General features: G+C 38.9%; 26 protein-coding genes. 17 read left to right on the plus strand and 9 right to left on the minus strand.

All coding sequences use genetic code 11. The features are described 5' to 3' along the window. Position 1 precedes the first annotated feature (1 nt). The 4 genes from ABI125_14910 to scpA are packed head-to-tail and all read left to right on the plus strand — an operon-like array spanning position 2 to position 4,522. Complete coding sequence (locus ABI125_14910) at positions 2 to 325, plus strand: septum formation initiator family protein (GenBank protein ID XCF05995.1); 324 nt, start codon at positions 2 to 4, stop codon at positions 323 to 325. Beyond that, a complete protein-coding gene (locus ABI125_14915) occupies positions 318 to 1,688 on the plus strand; it encodes a methylmalonyl-CoA mutase subunit beta (GenBank protein XCF05996.1) in 1,371 nt (456 codons plus the stop codon). Before ABI125_14910 ends, ABI125_14915 begins: the two co-directional genes overlap by 8 nt. A 2-nt stretch (positions 1,689 to 1,690) precedes the next feature. Continuing rightward, complete coding sequence (locus ABI125_14920; protein XCF05997.1) at positions 1,691 to 2,371, plus strand: hypothetical protein; 681 nt, start codon at positions 1,691 to 1,693, stop codon at positions 2,369 to 2,371. Between the two features lie 3 nt (positions 2,372 to 2,374). Beyond that, a complete protein-coding gene (gene scpA, locus ABI125_14925; GenBank protein XCF05998.1) occupies positions 2,375 to 4,522 on the plus strand; it encodes a methylmalonyl-CoA mutase in 2,148 nt (715 codons plus the stop codon). 23 nt (positions 4,523 to 4,545) lie between these two features. Here the strand turns inward: scpA and ABI125_14930 are convergent, their stop codons facing one another. Beyond that, the gene (locus ABI125_14930; protein XCF05999.1) at positions 4,546 to 5,892 is read right to left on the minus strand and encodes a T9SS type A sorting domain-containing protein; all 1,347 of its coding nucleotides are present in this window, start codon (positions 5,890 to 5,892) and stop codon (positions 4,546 to 4,548) included. Positions 5,893 to 6,076: 184 nt separating this feature from the next. Here ABI125_14930 and ABI125_14935 point away from each other — a divergent pair, with 184 nt between their 5' ends. The 8 genes from ABI125_14935 (at position 6,077) to ABI125_14970 (ending at position 12,146) form a co-directional block, all read left to right on the plus strand. Next, the gene (locus tag ABI125_14935; protein ID XCF06000.1) at positions 6,077 to 6,841 is read left to right on the plus strand and encodes an AAA family ATPase; all 765 of its coding nucleotides are present in this window, start codon (positions 6,077 to 6,079) and stop codon (positions 6,839 to 6,841) included. Between the two features lie 3 nt (positions 6,842 to 6,844). Beyond that, positions 6,845 to 7,759: a ParB/RepB/Spo0J family partition protein gene (locus tag ABI125_14940; protein ID XCF06001.1), complete on the plus strand. Its 915-nt coding sequence runs from the start codon at positions 6,845 to 6,847 to the stop codon at positions 7,757 to 7,759. After that, positions 7,746 to 8,366, plus strand: a complete 621-nt coding sequence (locus ABI125_14945; protein ID XCF06002.1) for a DUF5683 domain-containing protein — start codon at positions 7,746 to 7,748, stop codon at positions 8,364 to 8,366. The genes ABI125_14940 and ABI125_14945 overlap by 14 nt, the downstream gene beginning before the upstream one ends. Positions 8,367 to 8,397: 31 nt before the next feature. Next, positions 8,398 to 9,099, plus strand: coding sequence for a 4-hydroxy-tetrahydrodipicolinate reductase (gene dapB / locus ABI125_14950; GenBank protein XCF06003.1), 702 nt, complete (start codon positions 8,398 to 8,400; stop codon positions 9,097 to 9,099). A gap of 20 nt (positions 9,100 to 9,119) precedes the next feature. Further along, on the plus strand, positions 9,120 to 9,476 hold the full coding sequence (locus ABI125_14955) for a four helix bundle protein (GenBank protein XCF06004.1): 357 nt from the start codon (positions 9,120 to 9,122) through the stop codon (positions 9,474 to 9,476). Positions 9,477 to 9,511: 35 nt separating this feature from the next. Continuing rightward, positions 9,512 to 11,086 carry a signal peptidase I gene (gene lepB / locus ABI125_14960; protein ID XCF06005.1) on the plus strand — a complete coding sequence of 525 codons (1,575 nt, stop codon included), beginning with the start codon at positions 9,512 to 9,514 and terminating at the stop codon, positions 11,084 to 11,086. Between the two features lie 128 nt (positions 11,087 to 11,214). After that, complete coding sequence (locus tag ABI125_14965) at positions 11,215 to 11,838, plus strand: WbqC family protein (protein XCF06006.1); 624 nt, start codon at positions 11,215 to 11,217, stop codon at positions 11,836 to 11,838. Beyond that, a complete protein-coding gene (locus tag ABI125_14970) occupies positions 11,838 to 12,146 on the plus strand; it encodes a DUF6122 family protein (GenBank protein ID XCF06007.1) in 309 nt (102 codons plus the stop codon). The genes ABI125_14965 and ABI125_14970 overlap by 1 nt, the downstream gene beginning before the upstream one ends. Positions 12,147 to 12,373: 227 nt before the next feature. Here the strand turns inward: ABI125_14970 and ABI125_14975 are convergent, their stop codons facing one another. The 7 genes from ABI125_14975 to ABI125_15005 all read right to left on the minus strand — a co-directional run bounded on the left by ABI125_14975 (position 12,374) and on the right by ABI125_15005 (position 19,024). Beyond that, positions 12,374 to 13,396: an endonuclease/exonuclease/phosphatase family protein gene (locus ABI125_14975; GenBank protein ID XCF06008.1), complete on the minus strand. Its 1,023-nt coding sequence runs from the start codon at positions 13,394 to 13,396 to the stop codon at positions 12,374 to 12,376. Between the two features lie 60 nt (positions 13,397 to 13,456). Then, a complete protein-coding gene (locus tag ABI125_14980) occupies positions 13,457 to 14,308 on the minus strand; it encodes a rhomboid family intramembrane serine protease (GenBank protein XCF06009.1) in 852 nt (283 codons plus the stop codon). Continuing rightward, complete coding sequence (locus ABI125_14985; GenBank protein ID XCF06010.1) at positions 14,308 to 15,057, minus strand: rhomboid family intramembrane serine protease; 750 nt, start codon at positions 15,055 to 15,057, stop codon at positions 14,308 to 14,310. The genes ABI125_14980 and ABI125_14985 overlap by 1 nt, the downstream gene beginning before the upstream one ends. Positions 15,058 to 15,110: 53 nt before the next feature. Then, complete coding sequence (mutL, locus tag ABI125_14990) at positions 15,111 to 16,982, minus strand: DNA mismatch repair endonuclease MutL (protein XCF06011.1); 1,872 nt, start codon at positions 16,980 to 16,982, stop codon at positions 15,111 to 15,113. Between the two features lie 4 nt (positions 16,983 to 16,986). Next, a complete protein-coding gene (locus tag ABI125_14995; protein ID XCF06012.1) occupies positions 16,987 to 17,271 on the minus strand; it encodes a riboflavin synthase subunit beta in 285 nt (94 codons plus the stop codon). Between the two features lie 484 nt (positions 17,272 to 17,755). Further along, entirely contained in the window at positions 17,756 to 18,241 is a 486-nt protein-coding gene (gene ribH / locus ABI125_15000; protein XCF06013.1) for a 6,7-dimethyl-8-ribityllumazine synthase, read from the minus strand. 6 nt (positions 18,242 to 18,247) lie between these two features. Then, entirely contained in the window at positions 18,248 to 19,024 is a 777-nt protein-coding gene (locus tag ABI125_15005) for a tetratricopeptide repeat protein (protein ID XCF06014.1), read from the minus strand. A 137-nt stretch (positions 19,025 to 19,161) separates the two neighbouring features. Between ABI125_15005 and ABI125_15010 the strand changes: the two genes are divergently transcribed. From ABI125_15010 to ABI125_15030, 5 genes are all read left to right on the plus strand, one after another. After that, positions 19,162 to 20,241, plus strand: a complete 1,080-nt coding sequence (locus ABI125_15010; GenBank protein ID XCF06015.1) for a DNA replication/repair protein RecF — start codon at positions 19,162 to 19,164, stop codon at positions 20,239 to 20,241. A gap of 143 nt (positions 20,242 to 20,384) precedes the next feature. Continuing rightward, positions 20,385 to 20,732, plus strand: a complete 348-nt coding sequence (locus tag ABI125_15015; GenBank protein XCF06016.1) for a hypothetical protein — start codon at positions 20,385 to 20,387, stop codon at positions 20,730 to 20,732. A gap of 124 nt (positions 20,733 to 20,856) precedes the next feature. Then, positions 20,857 to 21,537 (plus strand): mutarotase, encoded by a 681-nt coding sequence (locus ABI125_15020; protein XCF06017.1) that lies wholly within the window; start codon positions 20,857 to 20,859, stop codon positions 21,535 to 21,537. 14 nt (positions 21,538 to 21,551) lie between these two features. Further along, entirely contained in the window at positions 21,552 to 21,848 is a 297-nt protein-coding gene (locus ABI125_15025) for a DUF721 domain-containing protein (protein XCF06018.1), read from the plus strand. A 98-nt stretch (positions 21,849 to 21,946) separates the two neighbouring features. Next, entirely contained in the window at positions 21,947 to 22,138 is a 192-nt protein-coding gene (locus tag ABI125_15030) for a cold shock domain-containing protein (protein XCF06019.1), read from the plus strand. 63 nt (positions 22,139 to 22,201) lie between these two features. On the opposite strand, the gene ABI125_15035 is transcribed toward ABI125_15030, so the two are convergent. Beyond that, positions 22,202 to 22,891, minus strand: a complete 690-nt coding sequence (locus ABI125_15035; GenBank protein ID XCF06020.1) for a helix-turn-helix transcriptional regulator — start codon at positions 22,889 to 22,891, stop codon at positions 22,202 to 22,204. Between the last annotated feature and the right edge of the window lie 203 nt (positions 22,892 to 23,094).

Below are 23,094 nucleotides of genomic sequence, written 5' to 3' on the forward strand. Positions count from 1 at the left end.
CATGAAACTAAAAAATAACAAACACCTAAAACCTTTTAAAAATATATTCCTGCTTATTTCGGTAGTATTTGTGGTTTGGATGTTTTTTTTCGATGCCAATTCTTGGTTGATTCACCATGAACTGAACACCGAAATTGAAGACTTGGAAGACGAAAAGGAATACTACAGAAAGGAAATTGAAAAAGACAAAGCCGATTTAAAAAAATTGAGCACTGAAGAAGGCATGGAAAAATTTGCTCGCGAGGAATATTACATGAAACGTGAGAATGAAGAAATTTATATCATTGAATACGAAGATAGTTTAAAAACCGAAAACGATGACTAAATCGCTATTTAGCGAATTTAACGAGGTTTCTGCCAAACAATGGAAACAGAAAATACAGTTCGATTTACAAGGGGCCGATTACAATACGCTCATTTGGAAATCGAACGAGGGTATTGATGTTAAGCCATTTTACCATGCCGATGATTTTGATGCACTTCCCGAAATATCGAACACCAAAGCATCACAATGGAAGATTTGTCAATCCATCTATGTGGCGCAAGTTGAAAAATCGAACGCCACGGCCATTGATGCTATTAATCGTGGCGCCGACAGCATTCTTTTTATTATGCCTTCGGAAGATATTTCAGTTGAAGCATTATTAAATAACATTGATGTAACTGCAGTATCCGTTCATTTCAAGCCTCTTTTTCTATCAGAAGAATTTGTTGAAAAAACATTACAGTTTTCAAAAAACACTGTTATTGAAACCGATGTTATTGGGCATTTAGCCAAAACCGGAAACTGGTACAAGTCATTGAATCACGATTTTAAGCAATTCGAAAGTATTGTTAAAAACACAAAATCCTTTTCAGTAGATTTGTCGCTTTACCAAAATGCCGGAGCCAATATGGTGCAGCAGCTGGCCTACGGTTTGGCGCACGCCAATGAATATTTGAACCAACTCCATCAAAAGAATTTTCCTGAAAATGATTTTTGGAAACAGATTGAAGTAAATTTCAATGTTTCCATAGGCACCAATTATTTTTTCGAAATCGCCAAATTCCGTGCCCTACGAAAACTTTGGGCAACACTGGCCGATGAATATAACGTCAACCCCAATTGCCACATTTTTGCCACCCCAACCAAACGCAACAAAACGCTGTACGATTACAACACCAATATGTTGCGCACCACCACAGAATGCATGAGTGCCGTTTTAGGTGGTGCCAATACCATTTGCAATTTGCCTTATAATTCCATCTACAAAAAAAGCAATGCTTTTGGCGAACGTATTGCCAGAAATCAATTGCTCATTTTAAAACATGAAAGCTATTTTAATGTGGTGGATAATCCCGCCGACGGAGCTTATTACATTGAAACCCTCACCAACCAATTGGCCGAAAAAGCACTGACCCTTTTTAAGGACATTGAAAGCCAAGGCGGTTTTTTAAAACAATTGAAAAACGGCATCATTCAAAAGAAAATAAAAGAAAACGCCTCCAAAGAACAAGAACAGTTCAGCACAAAGCAAACTGTTTTAGTGGGCAGCAACCAATACCAAAACCCTGATGACCGGATGAAAAGCGAATTAGTACTTTATCCATTCTTTAAAACAAACCCACGAAAAACATTAATTGAACCCATTATAGAAAAACGTTTAGCCGAACCTGTGGAACAAAATCGATTAAAAAAAGAACAATGAAAATGAACTTGAAAATTACATTAATCACCCTTTTATCTATCATCACATTAAGCAGCTGTAAAAATGACCAAGCTTTTACAGATTTTAAATATGCCGATAAACCGGCTCTTATCGCCTGCGAGGGTGTTAATTCCAAATTATTGAACGAAGCGGTTTATGCCTTCGAAAATGATATTTTAAATTACCAGAAGCAGAGCAACCCCAACGCATCGTTGGTTCAAGCCTATTCACAAACCATTAGGTCGTCTGTATACTCAAAATTAAAGTTTGACAAAATTGTTTCAAAGCATACCTATAAAGTATTCCAAGCTTTAAAAAAAGAAAACGACCTTTGGGACGCCAACAACACCAAAAGCCATTTAAACTACAATGGAAAAACCATGGCCTGTATTGCTAGCCATATAAAAAATGAAGCCTTAAAAACCACGATGAATGCGCTTCTATCTACCAATACCATGTCTCCAAAACTCTTTGGCACACCACTCACTTCAAAGTACAGCTCGGCCATGAACGACAAGTATTTGGCGCTTTACATTGCACTCGATTTATTTTATGCCAAAATGTTCGATTTCGATTTTTCAAACGTCAACTTCAACCAATCTGCTGCAGAAGAAAAAGTCGATTTCAACAAAACTCCAACCCCCACACCTGTAGATCCACATACTGGACATAACCACAACTAAAATTTGAGAAAGAACCTTCAACATATTGAATTAAAATCTGAATCCGGAAAACAAAAACCGGAAACTTCAACCTTTCAAACAGCCGAAGGAATCGGGGTGAAATCGGTGTATTCAAAAAAAGATATTGAAGGTTTAGCTCATTTAAACTTTGCTGCAGGCATCACACCAAATCTCCGCGGGCCATACAGCACCATGTACGTGGGCAGACCTTGGACGATAAGGCAATACGCCGGGTTTTCAACGGCTGAAGAAAGTAACGCTTTTTACCGACGAAATTTGAAGGGCGGACAAAAGGGCCTTTCCGTAGCCTTCGACCTTGCCACCCACCGCGGATACGACAGCGACCACGAGCGAGTAGTAGGTGATGTAGGAAAAGCTGGTGTTGCTATCGATACGGTAGAGGACATGAAAATACTTTTTGACCAAATTCCGTTGGATAAAATGAGCGTTTCCATGACCATGAACGGTGCCGTTTTACCCATCATGGCTTTTTATATCGTCGCTGCTGAAGAACAAGGTGTTAAGCCCGAAGATTTGGCCGGCACCATACAAAACGATATTTTAAAGGAATTCATGGTGCGGAACACTTACATTTATCCGCCTTCGCCATCCATGAAAATCATTTCAGATATTTTTGAATACACCAGCAAACATATGCCGAAATTCAACAGTATAAGTATTTCAGGCTACCACATGCAAGAAGCCGGTGCCACCTGCGATATCGAATTGGCATACACTTTGGCCGATGGTTTGGAATACATCAAAACCGGACTGAAAGCTGGATTAAACATTGATGATTTTGCGCCGCGCCTCTCCTTCTTTTGGGGCATTGGCATGAACCATTTTATGGAAATTGCCAAAATGCGTGCCGCACGCATGCTTTGGGCTAAATTGGTAAAACCATTCAATCCTAAAAACGAAAAATCGCTGTCGTTACGTACCCATTGCCAAACATCGGGCTGGAGCTTAACCGAACAAGACCCGTTCAATAACGTGGCACGAACTACCATTGAAGCCGCTGCTGCTGTTTTTGGAGGCACTCAAAGTTTGCATACCAATGCGCTGGATGAAGCCATTGCGCTACCAACCGATTTCTCGGCTCGAATTGCGCGAAACACACAGCTATTTTTACAGAAAGAAACCCAAATCACAAAAACGGCCGACCCTTGGGCGGGAAGCTTTTACGTTGAAAAACTAACACACGATATTGCCAAAAAAGCGTGGAAACTCATTGAAGAAGTCGAAGATTTAGGCGGTATGACCAAAGCCATTGAAGCCGGAATTCCTAAACTCCGCATTGAAGAAGCTGCTGCCCGAAAACAGGCCAGAATCGATTCTGGGAAGGATATTATTGTTGGCGTGAACCAATACGAACCCGACCACGAAGCACCCATATCTATTTTGGAAGTGGACAACCAAACGGTACGAAACCAACAAATTGAACAGTTAAACCACATTAAATCTTCACGAAATTCAAAAAAAGCGGAAGACGCTTTATTGAAATTGACCGAAGCTGCAGACGCTTGGCTAAAATCAAAAGATTCCCTTTTGCAAGGGAATAATAATTTACTAGCTTTAGCAGTGGAAGCGGCTAAGGAACGGGCTACCCTTGGCGAAATCAGTTTGGCTTTGGAAACCGTGTTTGGTAGGCACCAAGCTCAAATAAAATCATTTTCAGGCGTGTACAGCAAAGAGATAAAAGACGACGACAGTTTTAAAAAGGCACAGCAAATGGCCGACGCGTTTGCCGAACAAGAAGGCCGGCGCCCCCGAATTATGATTGCCAAAATGGGACAGGACGGCCACGACCGCGGGGCAAAAGTAGTCGCCACTGGGTATGCCGATGTGGGCTTTGATGTTGATATTGCTCCACTGTTTCAAACCCCAAAGGAAGTTGCCAAACAAGCCGTTGAAAACGATGTGCATATTTTGGGGATTTCGTCGCAAGCAGCTGGACACAAAACTCTCGTTCCGCAGGTGATTGAAGAATTAAAAACTTACGGCCGAGAGGATATTTTAGTTATTGTTGGCGGGGTGATTCCAAAGCGCGACTACCAATTTTTATTTGATGCCGGAGTAGTTGCTGTATTTGGTCCAGGCACAAAAATAAGTGATGCCGCCGTGCAAGTTTTGGAAATTTTAATGGATTAAGAATATTCAATTAGAATCGTTCCTTATTTTACCACTATTTTTTCACTATACCCTTCACTGGTTACGAACAGATATACACCTTTGCCAATATTTCCGATATTAATCTTGGAACCATTCAAACTTCCATTGTTATGGTTACCGAACAAAACTACCCCTCCCGTAAGGTTGTAAAGTTTCCAATCGAAAGAAATTGCTTCCGAATTTATATTAATGATATCGGTTGCTGGGTTTGGATGTACCATTATTTGTTGCGTAAAATCCCTTTTTGTTACCTTTAACGTGCCGGTGTTTGTCGTGTACAAAATATACCTGAACATAGCGTAAAACTGCCCACCAATATCAAAAAAGCTTTTTCCCATAAAAGGGCCGCCCCCCACTATACCTGAGACATCACCATGTTTAAAAAGCACATTCTCTGTATTAGAATACAAATACCTTGGCGAGTCCTCAAAACCGGGAAAATAATAAGTAACAATAACATCATTATTTGTCGCATAAATATTTGATATTAAATTTGTTTCGCCTTCAACATTTCCCAATTCGCCCGCATTGGTTTTCACCCAAGTAGCGCCTTCATCTTCAGAAACATAAACATCGGTTGTATTGGCATCGGTGCTCCCCGCGCCATAAAACAATTTATCTCGATTATTCGACACTAAAAAACCGCCTTCAAAATTATTCGGCAGACCTGCTTTTGAAATGGGTTGCCACGTTTCTCCAAAATCGGTTGACTTCGTTATTTTTTCATTTTGGTTGCTTACATAACCCTGATTTAGTGCATACCACGTATTTCCGATGGAGGTAAAAGCGGTGTGGATATTATAGTAGTCATTCGGGTAAGTTTTCAAGGTTTTCCAAACCCCATCACCAACTTTTTTATAATAGGCAAAATTAGAAGCGCTCGTATTGTACGCTACAATATAGTCTTCACTCAATTTTGCTAACACAAAGGCATCTTTATACTCCGGATCGGTTGAAGCCGTATATTTACCTGGCAAACCATCGCTATCCAAAACCCATGTACTACCGTTGTCGGTTGAATAATAGTATTTATAACCTAAGTTTGAATTTACAGCAGCGTACATTCTGCCTTTTACTCCCAAAAACTGAACGACTTGTTCTTTGTTAGATGTGTTAGTGAAAATAGGCGAAGGAGAACTCCAGGTGTTACCTTTATCTGTTGAAAATATGAAATTATTATAATACTGTACGCCATCATTTCCTGATGCAAAAATCGTTTCATTTAGATAGCCGTAAACAATAGCACTTTTAAATATTTCTTCTGGATTATCGGGCAAAGTAGAGGTCCATTTTTGTGCATTTAAATTTATGGCTAAAACAAGAATAATCAGGGTAATTTTCAATTTCATGGCGGTTTATTTTAAATATTAATAAAAAGCAAATCTATATTACACCCTAAAACAAAGGAATACGTAAAACATCGTATTTTTCAAAAAACCTCGATAAAAAACCAAACTTCTTTCTATTAACATTTTCCATTTTTATTCCTAATAAATAATCGTATTTTTGCTCTTCATCAAACCTAAATAATGAATGGGTAAAATCATTGCAATTGCTAATCAAAAAGGTGGCGTAGGCAAAACTACTACTTCGGTGAATTTAGCAGCTTCACTCGGTGTTCTCGAAAAAAAAGTATTACTTATTGATGCCGACCCACAGGCAAATGCAACCTCAGGCATAGGCATAGATGTTGAGTCGGTTGAAATTGGAACCTATCAACTTTTAGAGCATTCCAACATTGCCAAGGAAGCCATTATCAAAACGGAAACGCCCAATTTGGATATTATTCCGGCCCACATCGATTTGGTTGCTATTGAAATTGAACTCGTTGATAAAGAACAACGGGAATACATGCTTAAAAAGGCACTGCAACCCATAAAGGACGACTACGATTACATTTTAATTGATTGTGCGCCGTCATTGGGCTTGTTAACACTAAATGCCCTTACGGCTTCCAACTCGGTCATCATTCCCATTCAATGCGAATATTTTGCTTTGGAAGGTTTGGGCAAATTATTAAATACGATAAAAAGCGTTCAAAAAATACACAACTCTGAATTGGATATTGAAGGCTTACTATTAACCATGTACGATTCGCGCTTACGCCTATCTAACCAAGTGGTTGAAGAGGTTCAGAAACATTTTAACGATATGGTGTTCCAAACCATCATTCAACGAAATGTACGCTTAAGTGAGGCGCCTAGCTATGGCGAAAGTATTATCAATTACGACGCAAGCAGTAAAGGAGCCGATAATTATTTAAGTTTGGCAAAAGAAATCATCAATAAAAACTCCTAAATTATGGCTAAGGCAACTAAGAAACAGGCTTTGGGTAGAGGTTTGTCGGCGCTATTAAAAGACCCGAATAACGAAATACAATCGGCGCAAGACACTAACGCCGACAAAGTTATTGGCAATATAGTTGAGCTAGATTTAGATTTTATTGAAGTAAACCCCTTCCAGCCACGAACCAATTTTAGCGAGGAATCGCTTCGCGAATTGGCTTCATCGGTAAAGGAACTCGGTATTATCCAGCCCATCACCGTTAGAAAAGTGGGACTGAACAAATACCAATTGGTTTCTGGTGAACGTCGATTTAGAGCTTCAAAATTATTGGGTCTGGAAACCATTCCGGCTTATGTTAGAATTGCGAACGACCAAGAATCTTTGGAAATGGCTTTGGTGGAAAACATCCAACGCCAAGATTTAGACCCGATTGAAATCGCCTTGTCATATCAAAGATTAATTGACGAAATCAACCTAACGCAAGAGCAAATGAGTGAACGCGTGGGCAAAAAACGCTCTACCATCACCAATTATCTGCGTTTGTTGAAATTGGACCCCATCATCCAAACTGGAATGCGTGATGGTTTTATCTCCATGGGTCACGGCCGCGCCTTAATCGCTGTTGAAGACCAAAGTGTTCAATTAGATATTTACGAAAAAATACTTTCGAACAAACTTTCGGTGCGCGAAACCGAAAATTTAATTCGAACTTACAACAATTCAGAAGAAATTGAAATCCCTGCCAAAAAAGCAGAAAAGGAAGAAATGCCAAAATTTGTTAAAAAAGGTATCGCGGCATTTTCTGAATACTTCGGGCACAAAATTGACGTTAAAGTCTCTAAGAACGGTAAAGGCAAAATAACCATTCCGTTCCATTCAGAAGAAGATTTTAATCGTATAAAAAAACTCGTTCAAGGTGATTCCAAATAAATTCCTGTGGGCAGGAACATTTGCTTTTTTATGGAGCCTTTCACTACTGGCACAAGATACGCCTCCTGAACAGGAAGCTTTGCCCGAGCCCCTCGTTGCTGTCGATTCTATTTCGAAACCAGGCGTAGTCATCAATCCCCTAGCCCCTGCAAAAGCCGCATTTTTATCGGCCATTTTGCCTGGATTAGGACAAGCTTACAACAAAAAATACTGGAAAATCCCCATTGTTTACGGCGCCATTGGTACGGGCGTGTATTTTTACATTAACAACAACAAAGAATATAACCGCTACCGCGATGCCTACAAAAGCCGATTGGCGGGTTTTGAAACCGACGAATTTTATTTTGACGGACAAGGCAATAAGCTCACCACGCCCAGAATCAGCACCGATAGGCTTGAAGATGCACAAAAATTTTACCGAAGAAACAAGGAAGTTTCTTTGCTAGTTACTTTCGGGCTTTATGCTCTAAACATTATCGACGCCAATGTTGATGCGCATTTAATGCAATATAATGTCGATGAAAACTTATCTTTGGCACCGCATTACCGATTTAACGAAATAGATGCCACCAGTAATTTGGGGCTCACTTTAAACTTTAAATTTTAACTCGAAAGGAGTTTAAAACAGAATATAGAATATGAAAATAGCATTACTAGGATACGGAAAAATGGGAAAAACCATTGAACAAATTGCCCTTAATCGTGGGCACGAAGTGGTTTTAACCGTTGATAAAGATGACCATGATTACGATATTACCCAAGCCGATGTAGCCATTGATTTTAGTATCCCGACAGTGGCTTTCAATAATATTTCAAACTGCTTGAACAACGGTGTTCCAGTGGTTTCTGGTACTACCGGCTGGTTGGATAAATACAACGATGCCGTGGCTCTTTGTAAAGAAAACAAAGGTGCTTTTATCTATGCCTCAAACTACAGTTTGGGTGTAAACATCTTTTTTGAGCTGAACAAAACGTTGGCTAAAATGATGAGCGCTTTGAAACAGTACAACGTTTCAATGGAGGAAATTCATCACACTCAAAAACTGGATGCTCCTAGCGGAACGGCTATTTCTTTGGCAGAAGACATCATTTCAAACAATGCTAATTTTAACGAATGGAAACTCGATGAAAACGGAGAGGCCATCATCCCCATAACAGCCAAACGTATAGCCGAAGTACCGGGCACGCACACTGTAAAATACGATAGCGAAGTAGATAGCATCACCATCGAGCATGTAGCGCATACCAGACAAGGTTTTGCCTTAGGCGCGGTTATCGCAGCCGAGTGGCTGGCCGACAAAACGGGTGTTTTCACCATGAACGATGTGCTTGGACTATAATTATTAATGATAAATTAATAATGACAAATGACCTAAAATCGAGAACAAAAAAGTTCGCCCACGATTGTGTTAAGCTAGCCATATCACTACCAAACACTTTCCTTGGCAATCATATTAAAGGTCAATTGATAAGATGCAGCACCTCTGTTGCGGCAAACTATAGAGCTACTTGTCTTGCTCAATCAAAAAGAAGCTTTATCTCCAAAATAAGCATTGTAATAGAAGAAGTAGATGAAAGTTACTTTTGGATTGAGTTTCTCGTTGATGAACAAATAATATCAAGAGAAAACTGTAAATCTTTGTTAAATGAAGCAAATCAATTAACAAGAATTTTCATTTCATCCAGAAAAACTGCAAATTTGAATTCAAAAAATTAATCAATTGTCATTGAACAATTATCAATAATAAAATTATGACGTGGTCTCAGTGGTTTATTTTCATTTTAATCATTCAAGTGATTCATGGTTTAGGCACTTGGAAATTATATATTAAAGCCGGCCGACAAGCCTGGGAAGCTTTTGTTCCCGTTTACAATGCGGTGGTTTTAATGAAGATTATTAACCGCCCTTGGTGGTGGATTTTTCTATTGTTTTTGCCCATTGTTAACCTGATTATGTTTCCGGTTATTTGGGTGGAGACTGCCAGAAGTTTTGGAAAAAACACCTATTTAGACACCTTTTTAGCGGTTATTACATTAGGCTTTTACAATTATTATTTGAATTATGCTGCCGATGTTACCCACGTAAAAGACCGTAGCCTACAACCCAAATCGGGTTCTGGAGAGTGGACCAGTTCCATTCTTTTTGCCATTGTGGCCGCCACGATTGTGCATACGTACTTTATTCAGCCGTTTACCATTCCGTCGTCTTCTTTGGAAAAATCATTGTTGGTGGGTGATTTCCTTTTTGTGAGCAAATTCCATTACGGTGCCCGAGTACCCATGACCACCGTTGCTGCACCTATGGTACATGATACCATTCCGAAATTAGGAACAAAATCTTATTTATTCGACGACCACAAAGGCAGCAATTCTTGGAAAAACAAATTACAACTGCCCTATTTGAGGCTACCAGGATTTGAAGATATTGAGCGTAACGACATTGTGGTTTTCAACCAACCCGCCGATACGCTGTTGGATATGAACGATTTTCATCCCGACCGTAATTACTACAAACCTATCGACAAAAAAACCAATTTGGTGAAGCGTTGTGTGGGAGTAGCTGGCGACACTTTGGAAATCCGCGATGGTTATGTTTACATCAACGGAAAGCAAAATGAATTACCAGACCGGGCACATTTACAGTTTAGTTACTACGTGCAACCTAAAGCCAACCAGTTCAATCCTAAGTTTGTAAAGGAGCGTTATGATATTACCGATGGTTTCGGCATCATAAATAACCAAAACACTTACTATTTTTCGGCCATTTCAGATGAAGCTCTAGCGAAATTTAAAAACCATCCGAATGTGGTAAGCATCACACCCAACATCAAAGAAAAAGGTGTTCGCGACCCAAATATTTTTCCGCATCACCCCGATTATAATTGGAATGTAGACCAGTTTGGCCCACTGTACATTCCAGAGAAAGGTAAAACCATAAATATCAACCTCAACAATTTACCGCTTTACAAACGGGCGATTACCGAATACGAAGGCAACACGCTAGAAGTAAAAGGCAACCAAATTTTGATAAATGGCGAAATAACCGACCAATATACTTTTAAACAAAACTACTATTGGATGATGGGCGATAACCGCCACAACTCTATCGATGCTAGGGCTTGGGGCTTTGTACCGTTCGACCACGTAGTTGGAAAACCAGTATTCATTTGGATGAGTTGGGATGGTGCTAGTCCGCGTTGGGAGCGTTTCTTTACTACCGTTAGCGGCGAAGGCAAAGCCACTTCTTATCTCATTCCGTTTTTAATTTTATTAGCGGGATGGATTGGATTTAGCAAGTGGAGAAAACATAAAAAGGGAAATGGTTAATCAGCTTTCCGTACATATGAAAAAATAAACTTTGCGTCTTTCGCACCTCTGCGAGAGCTTTAAGACATATTCTCGCAAAGGCCTAAGGCGCAAAGGTTTTCTATTGTTGAAACGCTATAGATAAATTTATGAATATTCTTCTTCACCCCACATATTTCCCAAACATAGCTCATTTTGTCGCTATGGCAAAGGCTCGTGAGGTGACTTTTGAAATGGAAGATAATTTCGTAAAGCAGACCTACCGCAACCGCGCCTATATTTACGGTGCCAACGGGAAATTGGCGCTAAATATTCCTGTGGTGCATTCCCAAAAAAACCGTCAGAAATACAAAGACGTTAAAATTTTTAACGAAGAAAACTGGCAAAGCCAACATTGGAAATCGCTTCTTTCCGCCTACCGTACCTCACCCTTTTTTGAATTTTACGAAGACGAACTTCAACCTTTGTTTACCGAAAAGGCCGAGTTTATTTTAGACTTCAACTTAAAATGTTTTGAAACCATTTGCGATTGCTTGCAATTGGATGTAGACATTGAAAAAACCGACACTTTTGAAAAGGAAATTATCGGCAAAACCGATGCTAGAAATTTGGTGAATGCCAAAAAAGAAATACCCCAAAATTTCGAGCACTACACCCAAGTTTTTGGCGACAAACACGGGTTTATTCCAAATTTAAGTATTTTGGATTTATTATTTAACGAAGGTCCAAATGCTTTGAATTACTTAGAATCCCAGAATCTAAATCTGAAATAATGCTTCAAAGCCTTGCCCATTACGGCTGTCATTTTTTATTGCCTTTGGCTGTAGCTCTCCTTTGGTACAAACCCCAATGGAAAATAGCTTTTTTAATCATGGTTGCGGGAATTCTAATTGATTTAGACCATCTTTTGGCAACCCCTATTTTCGACCCCAATCGATGCAGCATCAACTTTCATCCGCTTCACACCTATTACGCTATGATTGTATATGTGGCTTTATTGTTTCCGAAGAAAACACGGCTCATTGGGTTGGGCTTGGTTATTCATATAATCGCAGATGTTGTGGATTGCTCGTTTATGTAACCCTTCCGTCCTTTAGGACACCTTCCCTTTCAAGGGAAGGACAAACTGAATGTTTGGATTACTTCGAGTAAAATTCTATGAGAATTTTGTACTTCGTAATCTCAGCAGAACTATCGAGAAGTGCATTTTCACTATAAACTTTCTTGTTTTCGATACAAATTTCACTCATTTCAATCATGAAATTCACTCAAACTGACGAAAATTTCTTATCGGTTATTCACATTAATTTATTTCAAACTCAAAGTTGTTCGAATGGGGTAATGATCTGAGAAATGCTGATCGTAGGTTTTAAAACCATTTACGGCGAAAGCTTCATCGGTTAAAATAAAATCAATCCGAACCGGAAAAAACTTAAAGTCGTAGGTACGTCCGAAACCATTTCCAGCTTCCTTAAACGCATCGTTTAAATCGCCTTTAATCTGTCGATACACATACGAGAAGGCCGTGTTGTTAAAATCGCCACAAATCACCATTTTATGGGGGCACTGTGCTTTGTGCTTCAAAAACAATTCGGCTTGAGATTGCTGCATCTTAAACGAAGTACTCACGCGGTTCAACAATCGTTCGGAATCTTCTTTTTGCAGGCTTTCGGCATTCGTATTGATGCGCAACGACTCCAAATGGATATTGTATACCCTTATGGTATCTTTTCCGTTAACCACATCGGCAAAAATGGCATTGTTTGCTGTATTGGGAAATTCAATGGAACCCGAATTGACAATGGGGAATTTCGAAAAAATGGCCTGTCCATACTTGGCCTTATTTCCGGAAAGTTTTTCAAATTTATGATTGAAGAACGATAAATCGATATTTTTATGCGGATGGTATTCCTGTAAACACAGCACATCGGGCGCTTCTTTTTTAATGAAATCGGTTATTTTGGTCTCCACTCCTTTTTCGGGAATCCACTCGTAAAGGTTAAACAACCTCACATTGTAGTTCATCACCCTAAAGTTGTTGGGATGTTCAATTTTTTTGGAAGCCGAAAATTTGTATAGCGAACCAAATGAAAAATAACCTATAACCAGCACCGTGAGCGATAGTAAAAACTGCTTTTTAATTTTAACCAACCAATACAAAAAAAACAGTACGTTGAGAATAATCAACAACGACACACCTAAATTAACCACCGCTAAAATGGCGAAGGTTTTTGGAGGCAAAAACGGTAAAACAAAAGAGAATAGCAAGAGCAAAGCGACCAGCACATTTACCCAATAAATGATTTTATTTAAGAAACTGAGTTTGCCCATATTTTGCTAACCACCTATTTGCAATCCACCTAAATTTGATAGTTTATTGTAAAGCATCCGTTACTTCTTCCCCGCCCTAAACAAAAATTCCTTTTCCTCGGCGGTTAAACTATCGTATCCGCTTTTACTTATTTTATCAAGAATAACATCGATTTTCTTTTGATTGTTAAACTCATTAAAATCCGATTTAGTATAACCGCCCACTTTACTTTTGTTTTTATGAACGGTTTTTAGCGGTGTTTTTTTTGAGGGTTTAAACCAACTCGCCACGGTATCCATAATACGCTCAAAACCCTTACCAATATCTTGGCCTTTTAATAGTTGTTTGGCATAAAAGTAGCCCAAAAGTGCACCGCCCAAATGCGCTAGGTTTCCACCGGAATTTGCCCCAAACAGACCAATAACGTCCAGTACCACGATAGCGGCCCCGATGTACCACAGTTTTAAATTGAAGGTAAAAAAGCGAATCTCTTGATTGGGCATGTAAGCACAAAGAAAAACAAGCAGTGCCCTAACGGCCGCCGATGCCCCCACCAAAGTAGAGTAACCACCAAAAAAACTAGGTAGCAACGTATAGCCCAACATAAAGAGCAATCCGCCGAAAATAGCTCCTAAAAAATAAACATTCAGTGCCATTTTAGGACTGAACAAATTCAGAAACATCTGTCCTAAGAAATACAACCACAACATGTTGAACAGTAAGTGCCAAATATCAAAATGCAAAAACGCATAAGTCAAAATACTCCATGGCTGCAGTACAGCATCACCGAAGTCGCTTGGCAATTTAAACCAGTGCATGACGCTTTTCAGTAATAAGCCCAATACAAATATTACCACGTTTATGGCGATAATTTTTTCCAACACATTCAGGTTGGCAAACTTGTATTTTATGTTTTGCAAAAAACTATTCATCAATACCAACGGTTTTGGTTAAACTGATTCTTTTTCCAATACCACATAATGAAAAACCCGGTTAACGCACCGCCAACGTGTGCCATGTACGCCGTATTACTCGGACTGAAAAACGACTGACCGGTAAGTCCTGAAATCAAATCTAAAATAATAATTCCGGGGATAAAATACTTCGCTTTTATGGGCACAGGCAAAAATATCAACATCAATCTCGCCTCGGGGTTCATCATTCCAAAAGCAGCCATAACGCCCATAATACAACCCGATGCACCCACCATTGAAGCATTGAAAGCAACGTAAATAGATTTTAACAGCTCCACCTGACTTGCCGAAGTGCCCGCCATCACCTTATTTGTGGTAAGCATTTGTTTTATGTTTTCGGGTGACATTCCTGTTTCCAACAGCGCACTATAATTGGGTATGTACTCAAAATAATAGTACCCCAGTTGCAGCAACACGGCACCCAAGCCGGCCGAGATATATAAAAATAAAAATCGTCTAGAGCCCAACACCTGCTCCACAGGCGTACCGAACATCCAAAGGGCAAACATATTAAAGAAAATATGCATAAACCCGCCATGCATAAACATGTGGGTTAAAATTTGCCAAGGCTGAAAAGCATCATTTTTTGGAAAATATAAAGCGAACCATTCGTAAAATAAGGTTCCGTTACCAATGGCCAGAGTCCCCACAAACATAATCACGTTAATGATGATTAAATGTTTAACGGTTTCTGAAACTTGCATCATAATTTAAAATCTTTCTTTTTCCTTTTGAAAAGTTATGCTTTCCAAAGGTATTATCACATAAATTTTTTATCCAACTCGTCAACGCTCATGGTAATAAACGCCGTTCGGTTGGCGGGCGACATATTGGGCTCTTTACAGGCAAAAAGCTTGTTCACTAAATATTCCTGTTCGTCGCTCTTTAAAGCCTGTCCCGTTTTTATGGCTAAACTCTTCGCCATAGATTTTGCCATAAGATCGGTGGCCGAAAAATGGCTATCAGGCACCTCATTTTCCACATCACTAATAAGCTGCTCCAGTACAATGGACACTTCGCTTTCGGGAACGCCAACGGGAACCCCGGTTATTTCCACTTCGCCATCATCGACTTTTGAAAACACAAATCCGGTGTATTCCAAATCGCTCTTTAATTGCTTAACCACCTCGATGTCCTGCGATGAAAAATGCAACTGCAGCGGAAACAGCAATTGCTGACTCGTAGCTTCCTTAATGGTGATGTTTTTTAAAAACTCTTCGTACAATATACGTTGGTGTGCACGGTGTTGGTCTATCAGCAACATGCCCGATTTTATGGTACTGACGATATATTTGTTGTGCAATTGATAAGTGGACGAACCTGTTTCAACGGGTTGGTCGCTCCCAAACATGGAGACCGTTTCTTCTTCGCTTTCAAATTGCAGTTCACTAAAATCAGTTTGGGAATCGTCTTCCTGATCGTTTCCTTTTGATTCCAATCCCACGTACAAACTGTCCCAATTATTGGGTGTGGATTTAAAAGAGGTGGTTTGCCTCACCGAACTACCCGAAAATTTAGTTTCGGTTTTAAACGGATTAAAACTCCTGTCTATCTCAATTTTTGGTGCTTGCGCCTGATTATTTTTGTAATTATACGGCGTATCTAAATTGGGATCGTGCTCAAAATCGAGCACCGGAGCTATATTAAACTGTCCCAAACTGTGCTTAACTGCCGAACGCAATAGCGCATAAAGCGTATGCTCATCATCAAACTTAATTTCAGTTTTTGTGGGGTGGATATTTATATCGATAGTTTGCGGATCGACCTCCAGATTTAAAAAGTAGCTGGCGTGCGTACCGTTTTTCAACAACCCTTCAAAAGCCGAAGCAATGGCGTGGTTTAGATAGGCACTTTTTATAAATCGGTTATTGACGAAAAAATACTGCTCGCCACGTGTTTTTTTGGCGAATTCGGGCTTGCCCACAAAACCTGAAATTTTAAGTACTTCGGTATCCTCATCAACGGGTACCAGCTTTTCGTTGGTTTTATTTCCGAAGATATTAACGATACGTTGGCGATAATTGCTAACGGGCAAATTAAAGGATTCGCTGCCATTGTTGTACATGGCAAACGAAATACTGGGGTGTGCCAAGGCTACACGGTGGAATTCGTCGGTAACATGACGCAACTCTACAGCATCCGATTTTAAAAAATTACGTCGAGCAGGGATATTAAAAAACAGGTTTTTCACCGAAACGGATGTTCCCGTAGGCGTAACCACTACCTCTTGCGAAGTCACATTACTGCCCTCAATCACCAAACAAGTCCCTACATCGTCATCGGGTTGTTTGGTTTTCAATTCCACATGCGCAATTGCGGCAATACTGGCCAAAGCTTCACCACGAAACCCTTTGGTGTGCAACTGAAACAAATCTTCGGCATTCCTGATTTTTGAGGTAGCGTGTCGCGAAAAACTCAATCGTGCATCGGTTGGGCTCATGCCCTTGCCGTTATCAATCACTTGCACGAGCGTTTTCCCGGCGTCTTTTATAATAAGTTTTATCGTGTCTGCACCAGCGTCAATAGCATTTTCTAAAAGTTCTTTTACTACTGAGGCCGGGCGTTGTACAACTTCTCCAGCGGCAATTTGGTTTGCAACGTGGTCGGGTAAAAGCTGTATGATGTCTGCCATAAATTTATTTGGGTAAGAAAATAGATAAATCGAAATCGATGATGAACAAAAATACCAAAATCAAAATCGTTACAATAATTAAAATGCGCCTGTTAGCTTGCCTGTCGGGGTTTTTATAATCTTCCCAAGCATCATTGAATTTTGCTTTAATACCTTTATTTCCACCAACCGTTTTTCGATATTCATCAAATTTATGTTTTATTTCATACGGGCTACCCTCACCTTTATCGTCGTAGTAACGCGGCGTGTAGCTGAATTTTTTGTTTTTCCGAAGTTTTAAAAGTCCCATGATGCTTAGTTTTTTTGATTACATGTATTTTTTCTCCAATAAATACATACAAATCAATAATAGTACCAAAACTAAAATTAGGATTTTTATGGACATGGCGCCCCTAACCTTGGTTTTTGTATTGCTGGCCCTTCGCCATTTTGAAGCAAAGTCTCTCCTATCAGAATCGTTTTTAGCGTCGGAATTTGTTTCGTTTTCTTTCGAAAAACGAGGCTGATAATTAAAGGTTTTATGTTTGCGTTGTTTGAACAAAATAGAGCACGGCTTATCTTTCAAAATTACTTAAAAATGGGCAGAAAACCGGGATTGGACTGCTAAAAAATGTTAACAATAGAGGTTGAAGGGCGAAGCTTGAAGTTGGAGGTTTGAAATTCCAAATCACAAAAGACTAAATTCCAATATGAGAAACCATAACTGTAAAACCCCAAGATGGAATTTTCAATCAGCGTCAACCCGAAACTTGGAACTTGAAACCTGAAAGAACTTAACTATTCTTCCGTAGTTCGGCCATTTTAATAGCAGCAATAGCAGCTTCGGTGCCTTTGTTGCCGTGTTTTCCTCCAGAGCGCTCTATGGATTGCTGAATGTTGTTATCGGTAAGTACACAAAAAATAACGGGCACATCGTGAAGCACATTCAAATCTTTTATCCCCTGGGTAACGCCTTCGCACACAAAATCGAAATGTTTGGTTTCTCCTTGAATTACGCTACCAATGGCAATAACGGCATCAACAAACTGCTCCTGCATTTTTTTACTCCCGTAAATAAGCTCGAAACTACCCGGCACATCCCAACGGATAATGTCCTCATCCTCCACACCATTCTCAACCAAAGCCTGGTAAGCGCCTTCAAAAAGACCTTCAGTAATGGTATCGTTCCATTCTGAAACAACAATCCCAAACCGAAAACCTTTCGCATTTGGGATTGTGTTTTTATCGTATTCTGATAAATTTTTATTTGCCGTAGCCATAAAATGTTATTTGTTTGCCAACACTTGGGCTTTTCCTATAAACACTTCTACTTTTGAAGCTTCGGTAGAATTCGAATAATCGTCTTTTATTCTTTTGAAATATTTCAACGCTTTATCGGCCTGCCCTAAATCTAAAGCAATGGTTCCTGCCTTGAAAAGGTACATTGGTGTTGTGTATTCGTTGTCGCGCATTTCGGCAGCTTGCTCGTAATAACCTAAGGCATCTTCTGCCTGGTTTAGTTGCACGAAAGCATCACCAATGTTTCCTTTAGCCAATGGCGCTAAAATTTCGTCGTCACTTTTAAATTCACTTAAGTATTCTACGGCGTTTTTGTAATCCTTCAAACGTAAATAAGCCGTACCTGCATAATAAGTCGCTAAGTTTGCTGATGCGGTTCCGCTGTATTCCTCGATAATATCGAGCATACCGAATTTACCTTCACCACCGTTCAAAGCTAGGTTGTACAACGAATCTTTTGCTGTAGCAGCACCAGAAACCGCTTGATCAAAATACTTTTGCGCTTGGAACATATCGTTCATCGCATTGGCCTGCTTAGGTTTTTCAATAAATTCTTTATACCCTAAAGAGCCCAAAACCACTAAGGCCACAACGCCAATAATGATAAAAATATATTTTTGGTTTTTGGCTACAAAATCCTCCGTCTTCGATGCAGTTTCATCAAGCGTGTTAAAAACTTCAGCAGTTGTTGACCCTTCTTCAATGTTCTCTTCTTTCTCTACTTTTGTTTTTGGTTTGTAACCTTTCTTCTTGTAAGTTGCCATTTATTCAGTATAGATTAATGTGGCGCAAAAATATAATTTTTCTTCATAACTAAAAGCCTATTTATTTGATATTTTTCAATAATTTGCAGTTCTTTTTGGGCTTTAACCGCCCAAGTGCCCTATAAGTTGTTTTTTCTATGATTTTAAAATCGCTTTCCCTTTTAAACTATAAAAATTTCGATAGTAAATCGTTTGTTTTCAACGACAAAATAAACTGTATTGTGGGTAATAACGGCATCGGAAAAACCAATGTGCTCGATGCCATTTACCATTTGTCCTTCGGAAAAAGCTACTTCAACCCTATTGCGTTGCAAAATATTAAACACGATGAAGATTTTTTTGTGATCAATGGCGATTATGAAAAGGAAGATAAAACCGAAAAAGTGGCCATTAGTTTAAAACGCGGGCAAAAAAAAGTGATTAAGCGCAACGGAAAGGCTTACGACAAGTTCAGTGAACACATCGGTTTTTTGCCGCTGGTGATTATTTCGCCCGCCGACCGCGATTTAATTATTGAAGGCAGCAGCACCCGCCGAAAGTTTATTGATAGCGTGATTTCGCAAAGCGACAAAAACTACCTGAACCAGCTTATCAATTACAACAAAGTACTGGCGCAACGCAATGCCCTTTTAAAATATTTTGCACTAAACCACACGTTTAACAAAGATACTTTAGAGGTTTACAACAACCAACTTACCGAGTACGGCACCATTATTTTTGAAAAACGCGACGGGTTTTTAAAGGAGTTCATCCCCATTTTTAAATCGCGATACCAAGCCATTAGCAACGGCAATGAAGTGGTGGATTTGGAATACCATAGCCCGCTGTTTGAAGGCGACCTAAACGCGCTTTTAATGCAGTCCATCAACAAAGACAAAGCTTTGCAGTACACCAGTGTGGGCATACACAAAGACGATTTAAACTTTAATATTGAAGGCCACCCCATTAAAAAATTTGGAAGCCAAGGGCAGCAAAAGTCGTTTTTAATTGCTTTAAAACTGGCTCAATTCGATTTTATAAAAGCGCAAAGCGGCGTGAACCCCATTTTACTGTTGGATGATATTTTTGACAAACTGGACGAAAACCGTGTGGCACAGATTATAAAATTGGTGGACGATGAAAATTTCGGACAGTTATTCATTAGCGACACCCACGCCGACCGTACCGAAAACGCCGTAAAACAAGTGCATCAAAGTTATGAGGTTTTTAAGTTGTAATTTTTTTGCCACGAATTCACGAATAAACTCATTGTTTATTTGTAATAAATTTCATTTGTTTTCGTTTTCTTGTATTAAGCTCCTTTCTGTTTTGAAACGATGTACATTCTAAAAGTTATAGCTCATTAGAAAAATTCAAATCAATGAAATATTTAAAACGTATAATTTATTTAGTGACTATACCTGCAATTGGGTTTTCAATAACACTTCTAACATTTTATTTTCATGCTGGAATAGTTCTCGGAAAACTTCCAAAATACAACCAACCCGACCCTAAAACACTCGAATTTTATGAAAATTACGAGATGCTAATCTCGTTTTTTGGAAATTTATGGGTAATCACAGCCTTACCATGGTTATTGCTCGCTCCAATCTATTTATTTAAAAATCGGAAAAACATTTTTTGGAAACCAATAGTTATATCTGCTTTCGCACAGGGGTTTGCTATTGCTATATTTTTTTCAGAAATAACTGAATGGTTTGCTGATTGAAAAGACGTGCTGTAACAACGGAAACCGTTGCTTCAATCAATAATTGCCAAGAAACTCTTGCTTTTATATTTTCTTTCAAGATACAGCCGAATGATTTTTATTTTTTTTTGAAATGTTTTAAAAAATGAACCTCAACGAACACTACCAAAACCTTTATAAAAACTCGATTGAAAAAATTAAAAACGATAATTATGCCATTGACGAACTCATCCATTCGCCAAACGACAACCGCTTTGGCATTACGCTTTTAATTCGTCCGCCGCAGGAAGTAAAACATTGCATCCAAAGGTTTTTAAACGAGTTGCGTACCATTGCTCCCAATCAATACTATTATCCCGATTCTGATATTCATATTACGGTGATGTCCATCATTTCCTGTTATGATGGTTTTGATTTGAACGGTATCGATATTTCAAAATATGTAGACATCATCAAAAAGAGTATTGCCGACACACCCAAAATTGAAATTCAATTTAAAGGTTTAACGGCATCGCCATCGTGTATTATGGTGCAGGGATTTATGACGAACGATGCCTTAAACACCATCCGCGATAATTTAAGATTCCATTTTAAAAATTCAGATTTACAGCAAAGCCTCGACCAACGCTACGCCATACAGACGGCCCACGCCACTATTGTGCGTTTTAGCGACAAAATTGTTAACAAAACAGCGTTTTTAAGCACGGTTGAAGCTTTCAAAAATTGTAATTTTGGCACGTTCAAAGTCGACCAACTCGAATTGGTATTTAACGATTGGTACCAAAAAGAACAGCACGTAAAAACACTGTACCGTTTCAATTTATAAAACCCTAACCGGCCATGGCCAAACGCAATAACGAACACTTAAAAATTAGCGACGCCTTAAAGGAATTTATCCAAACCAATAAACTTGAAAAAGGCTTGGACAAGGTTAATGTGGCTGATGCCTGGACCAAACTTATGGGCAATGGCGTTAATAATTATACCACTTCGGTACAATTGGAACGTGAAACCCTTTACGTACAACTGAGTTCGAGCGTGTTACGCGAAGAATTAAGCTATGGCAAACAAAAAATTATTACCATGCTGAATGAGGAGTTGGGCAAGGAAATTATTAAAAAACTGGTTTTAAGATAATTACTCTTTAAAATTTAATAGAAATAATTGCCCAAAATCAACCAAGCAATCATTATTTACATTACCTTTGGTGCTTTAATTTTTATAATACAAACACAATGAGTAAAGGTACCGTAAAATTCTTCAACGATTCTAAAGGATATGGATTCATCGTTGAGGAGGACAACAACAAAGAACATTTCGTTCACATTTCAGGACTAATCGATGAAATTCGTGAAGGTGATCTAGTGGAATTCGATCTACAAGAAGGTAGAAAAGGATTAAACGCCGTAAACGTAAAAGTAGTCTAACGATATACTAGAAACAATTACATTTAAAGCCTGTTTTTAACAGGCTTTTTTTGTGCACAAAAATTACCAAAGCTCAACGTTTTGGTACGCCCTTTTTATCAGTTGTGCCGTATTTTTTACGTTGAATTTTTCAATGAGGTTTTTACGGTGTGTAATTGCGGTATGGCTACTTATAAAAAGTCGGTCGGCAATTTGTTTTGACGAAAAGCCATCAGCCACCAGTTTTAGCACTTCCTTCTCTCGAGGCGAAATTAATCCAGCACTGCCGCGCTTTTCAGCATCGTTGTTGTGTTCCAACTGTTTTAAACAGGCTTCAAATTGCTCTTTGGCCGATAAATCGAAAAAATAGTTCACCATCCAAGTGTCGTCGCCCATTCTGTGCAACACTATGTCGTGCTTTAGAAAAACCGAGGTGCCTGTTTTGTTAATCAAATGATATTTTAAGGAAAACGCAGGATCAAAAAAAGGAGCCGATAAAAATGATTTTATTCTGTTTTTAATGGTGTTTCTTTCGTCTTTCTTTATCAAACTGAACCAGTAATTCCAATTGTTATTAAAAATATATGAAACATCTGTGCCCATTATTTTTTCTAGTGTTGGCGTTCCGAAGACAAAAACACCTTTTTCTAAAGAATAAATAGCTATGTTTAAATGATCTAACCCATTGCAGGATTGGACTAACTTTGAAATTTGACTGGCTAAAGCCGCCTCATTAGAAGCTGAAAATTTAAAATGATTGATTTGCTCACCCATAACCTTTGGTTGGATTACCGATTCAACTTATTTTTAGAATTTTAGGGAGCACTATTTCAAAAAACAGAAAGATAGACCTTTTCTATTTTTAGTTTGTGCATTTTGAAAAAACTACTTTGCTATTCATTTTCCAAAGCTACACAACAATAAATATATTCATTTTCAAAAACTTAAACAAGTTAAAACAAAAAACACCAAACAAA

This window comes from Tamlana crocina (assembly GCA_040429635.1).
Lineage (GTDB): Bacteria > Bacteroidota > Bacteroidia > Flavobacteriales > Flavobacteriaceae > Flavisericum > Flavisericum crocinum.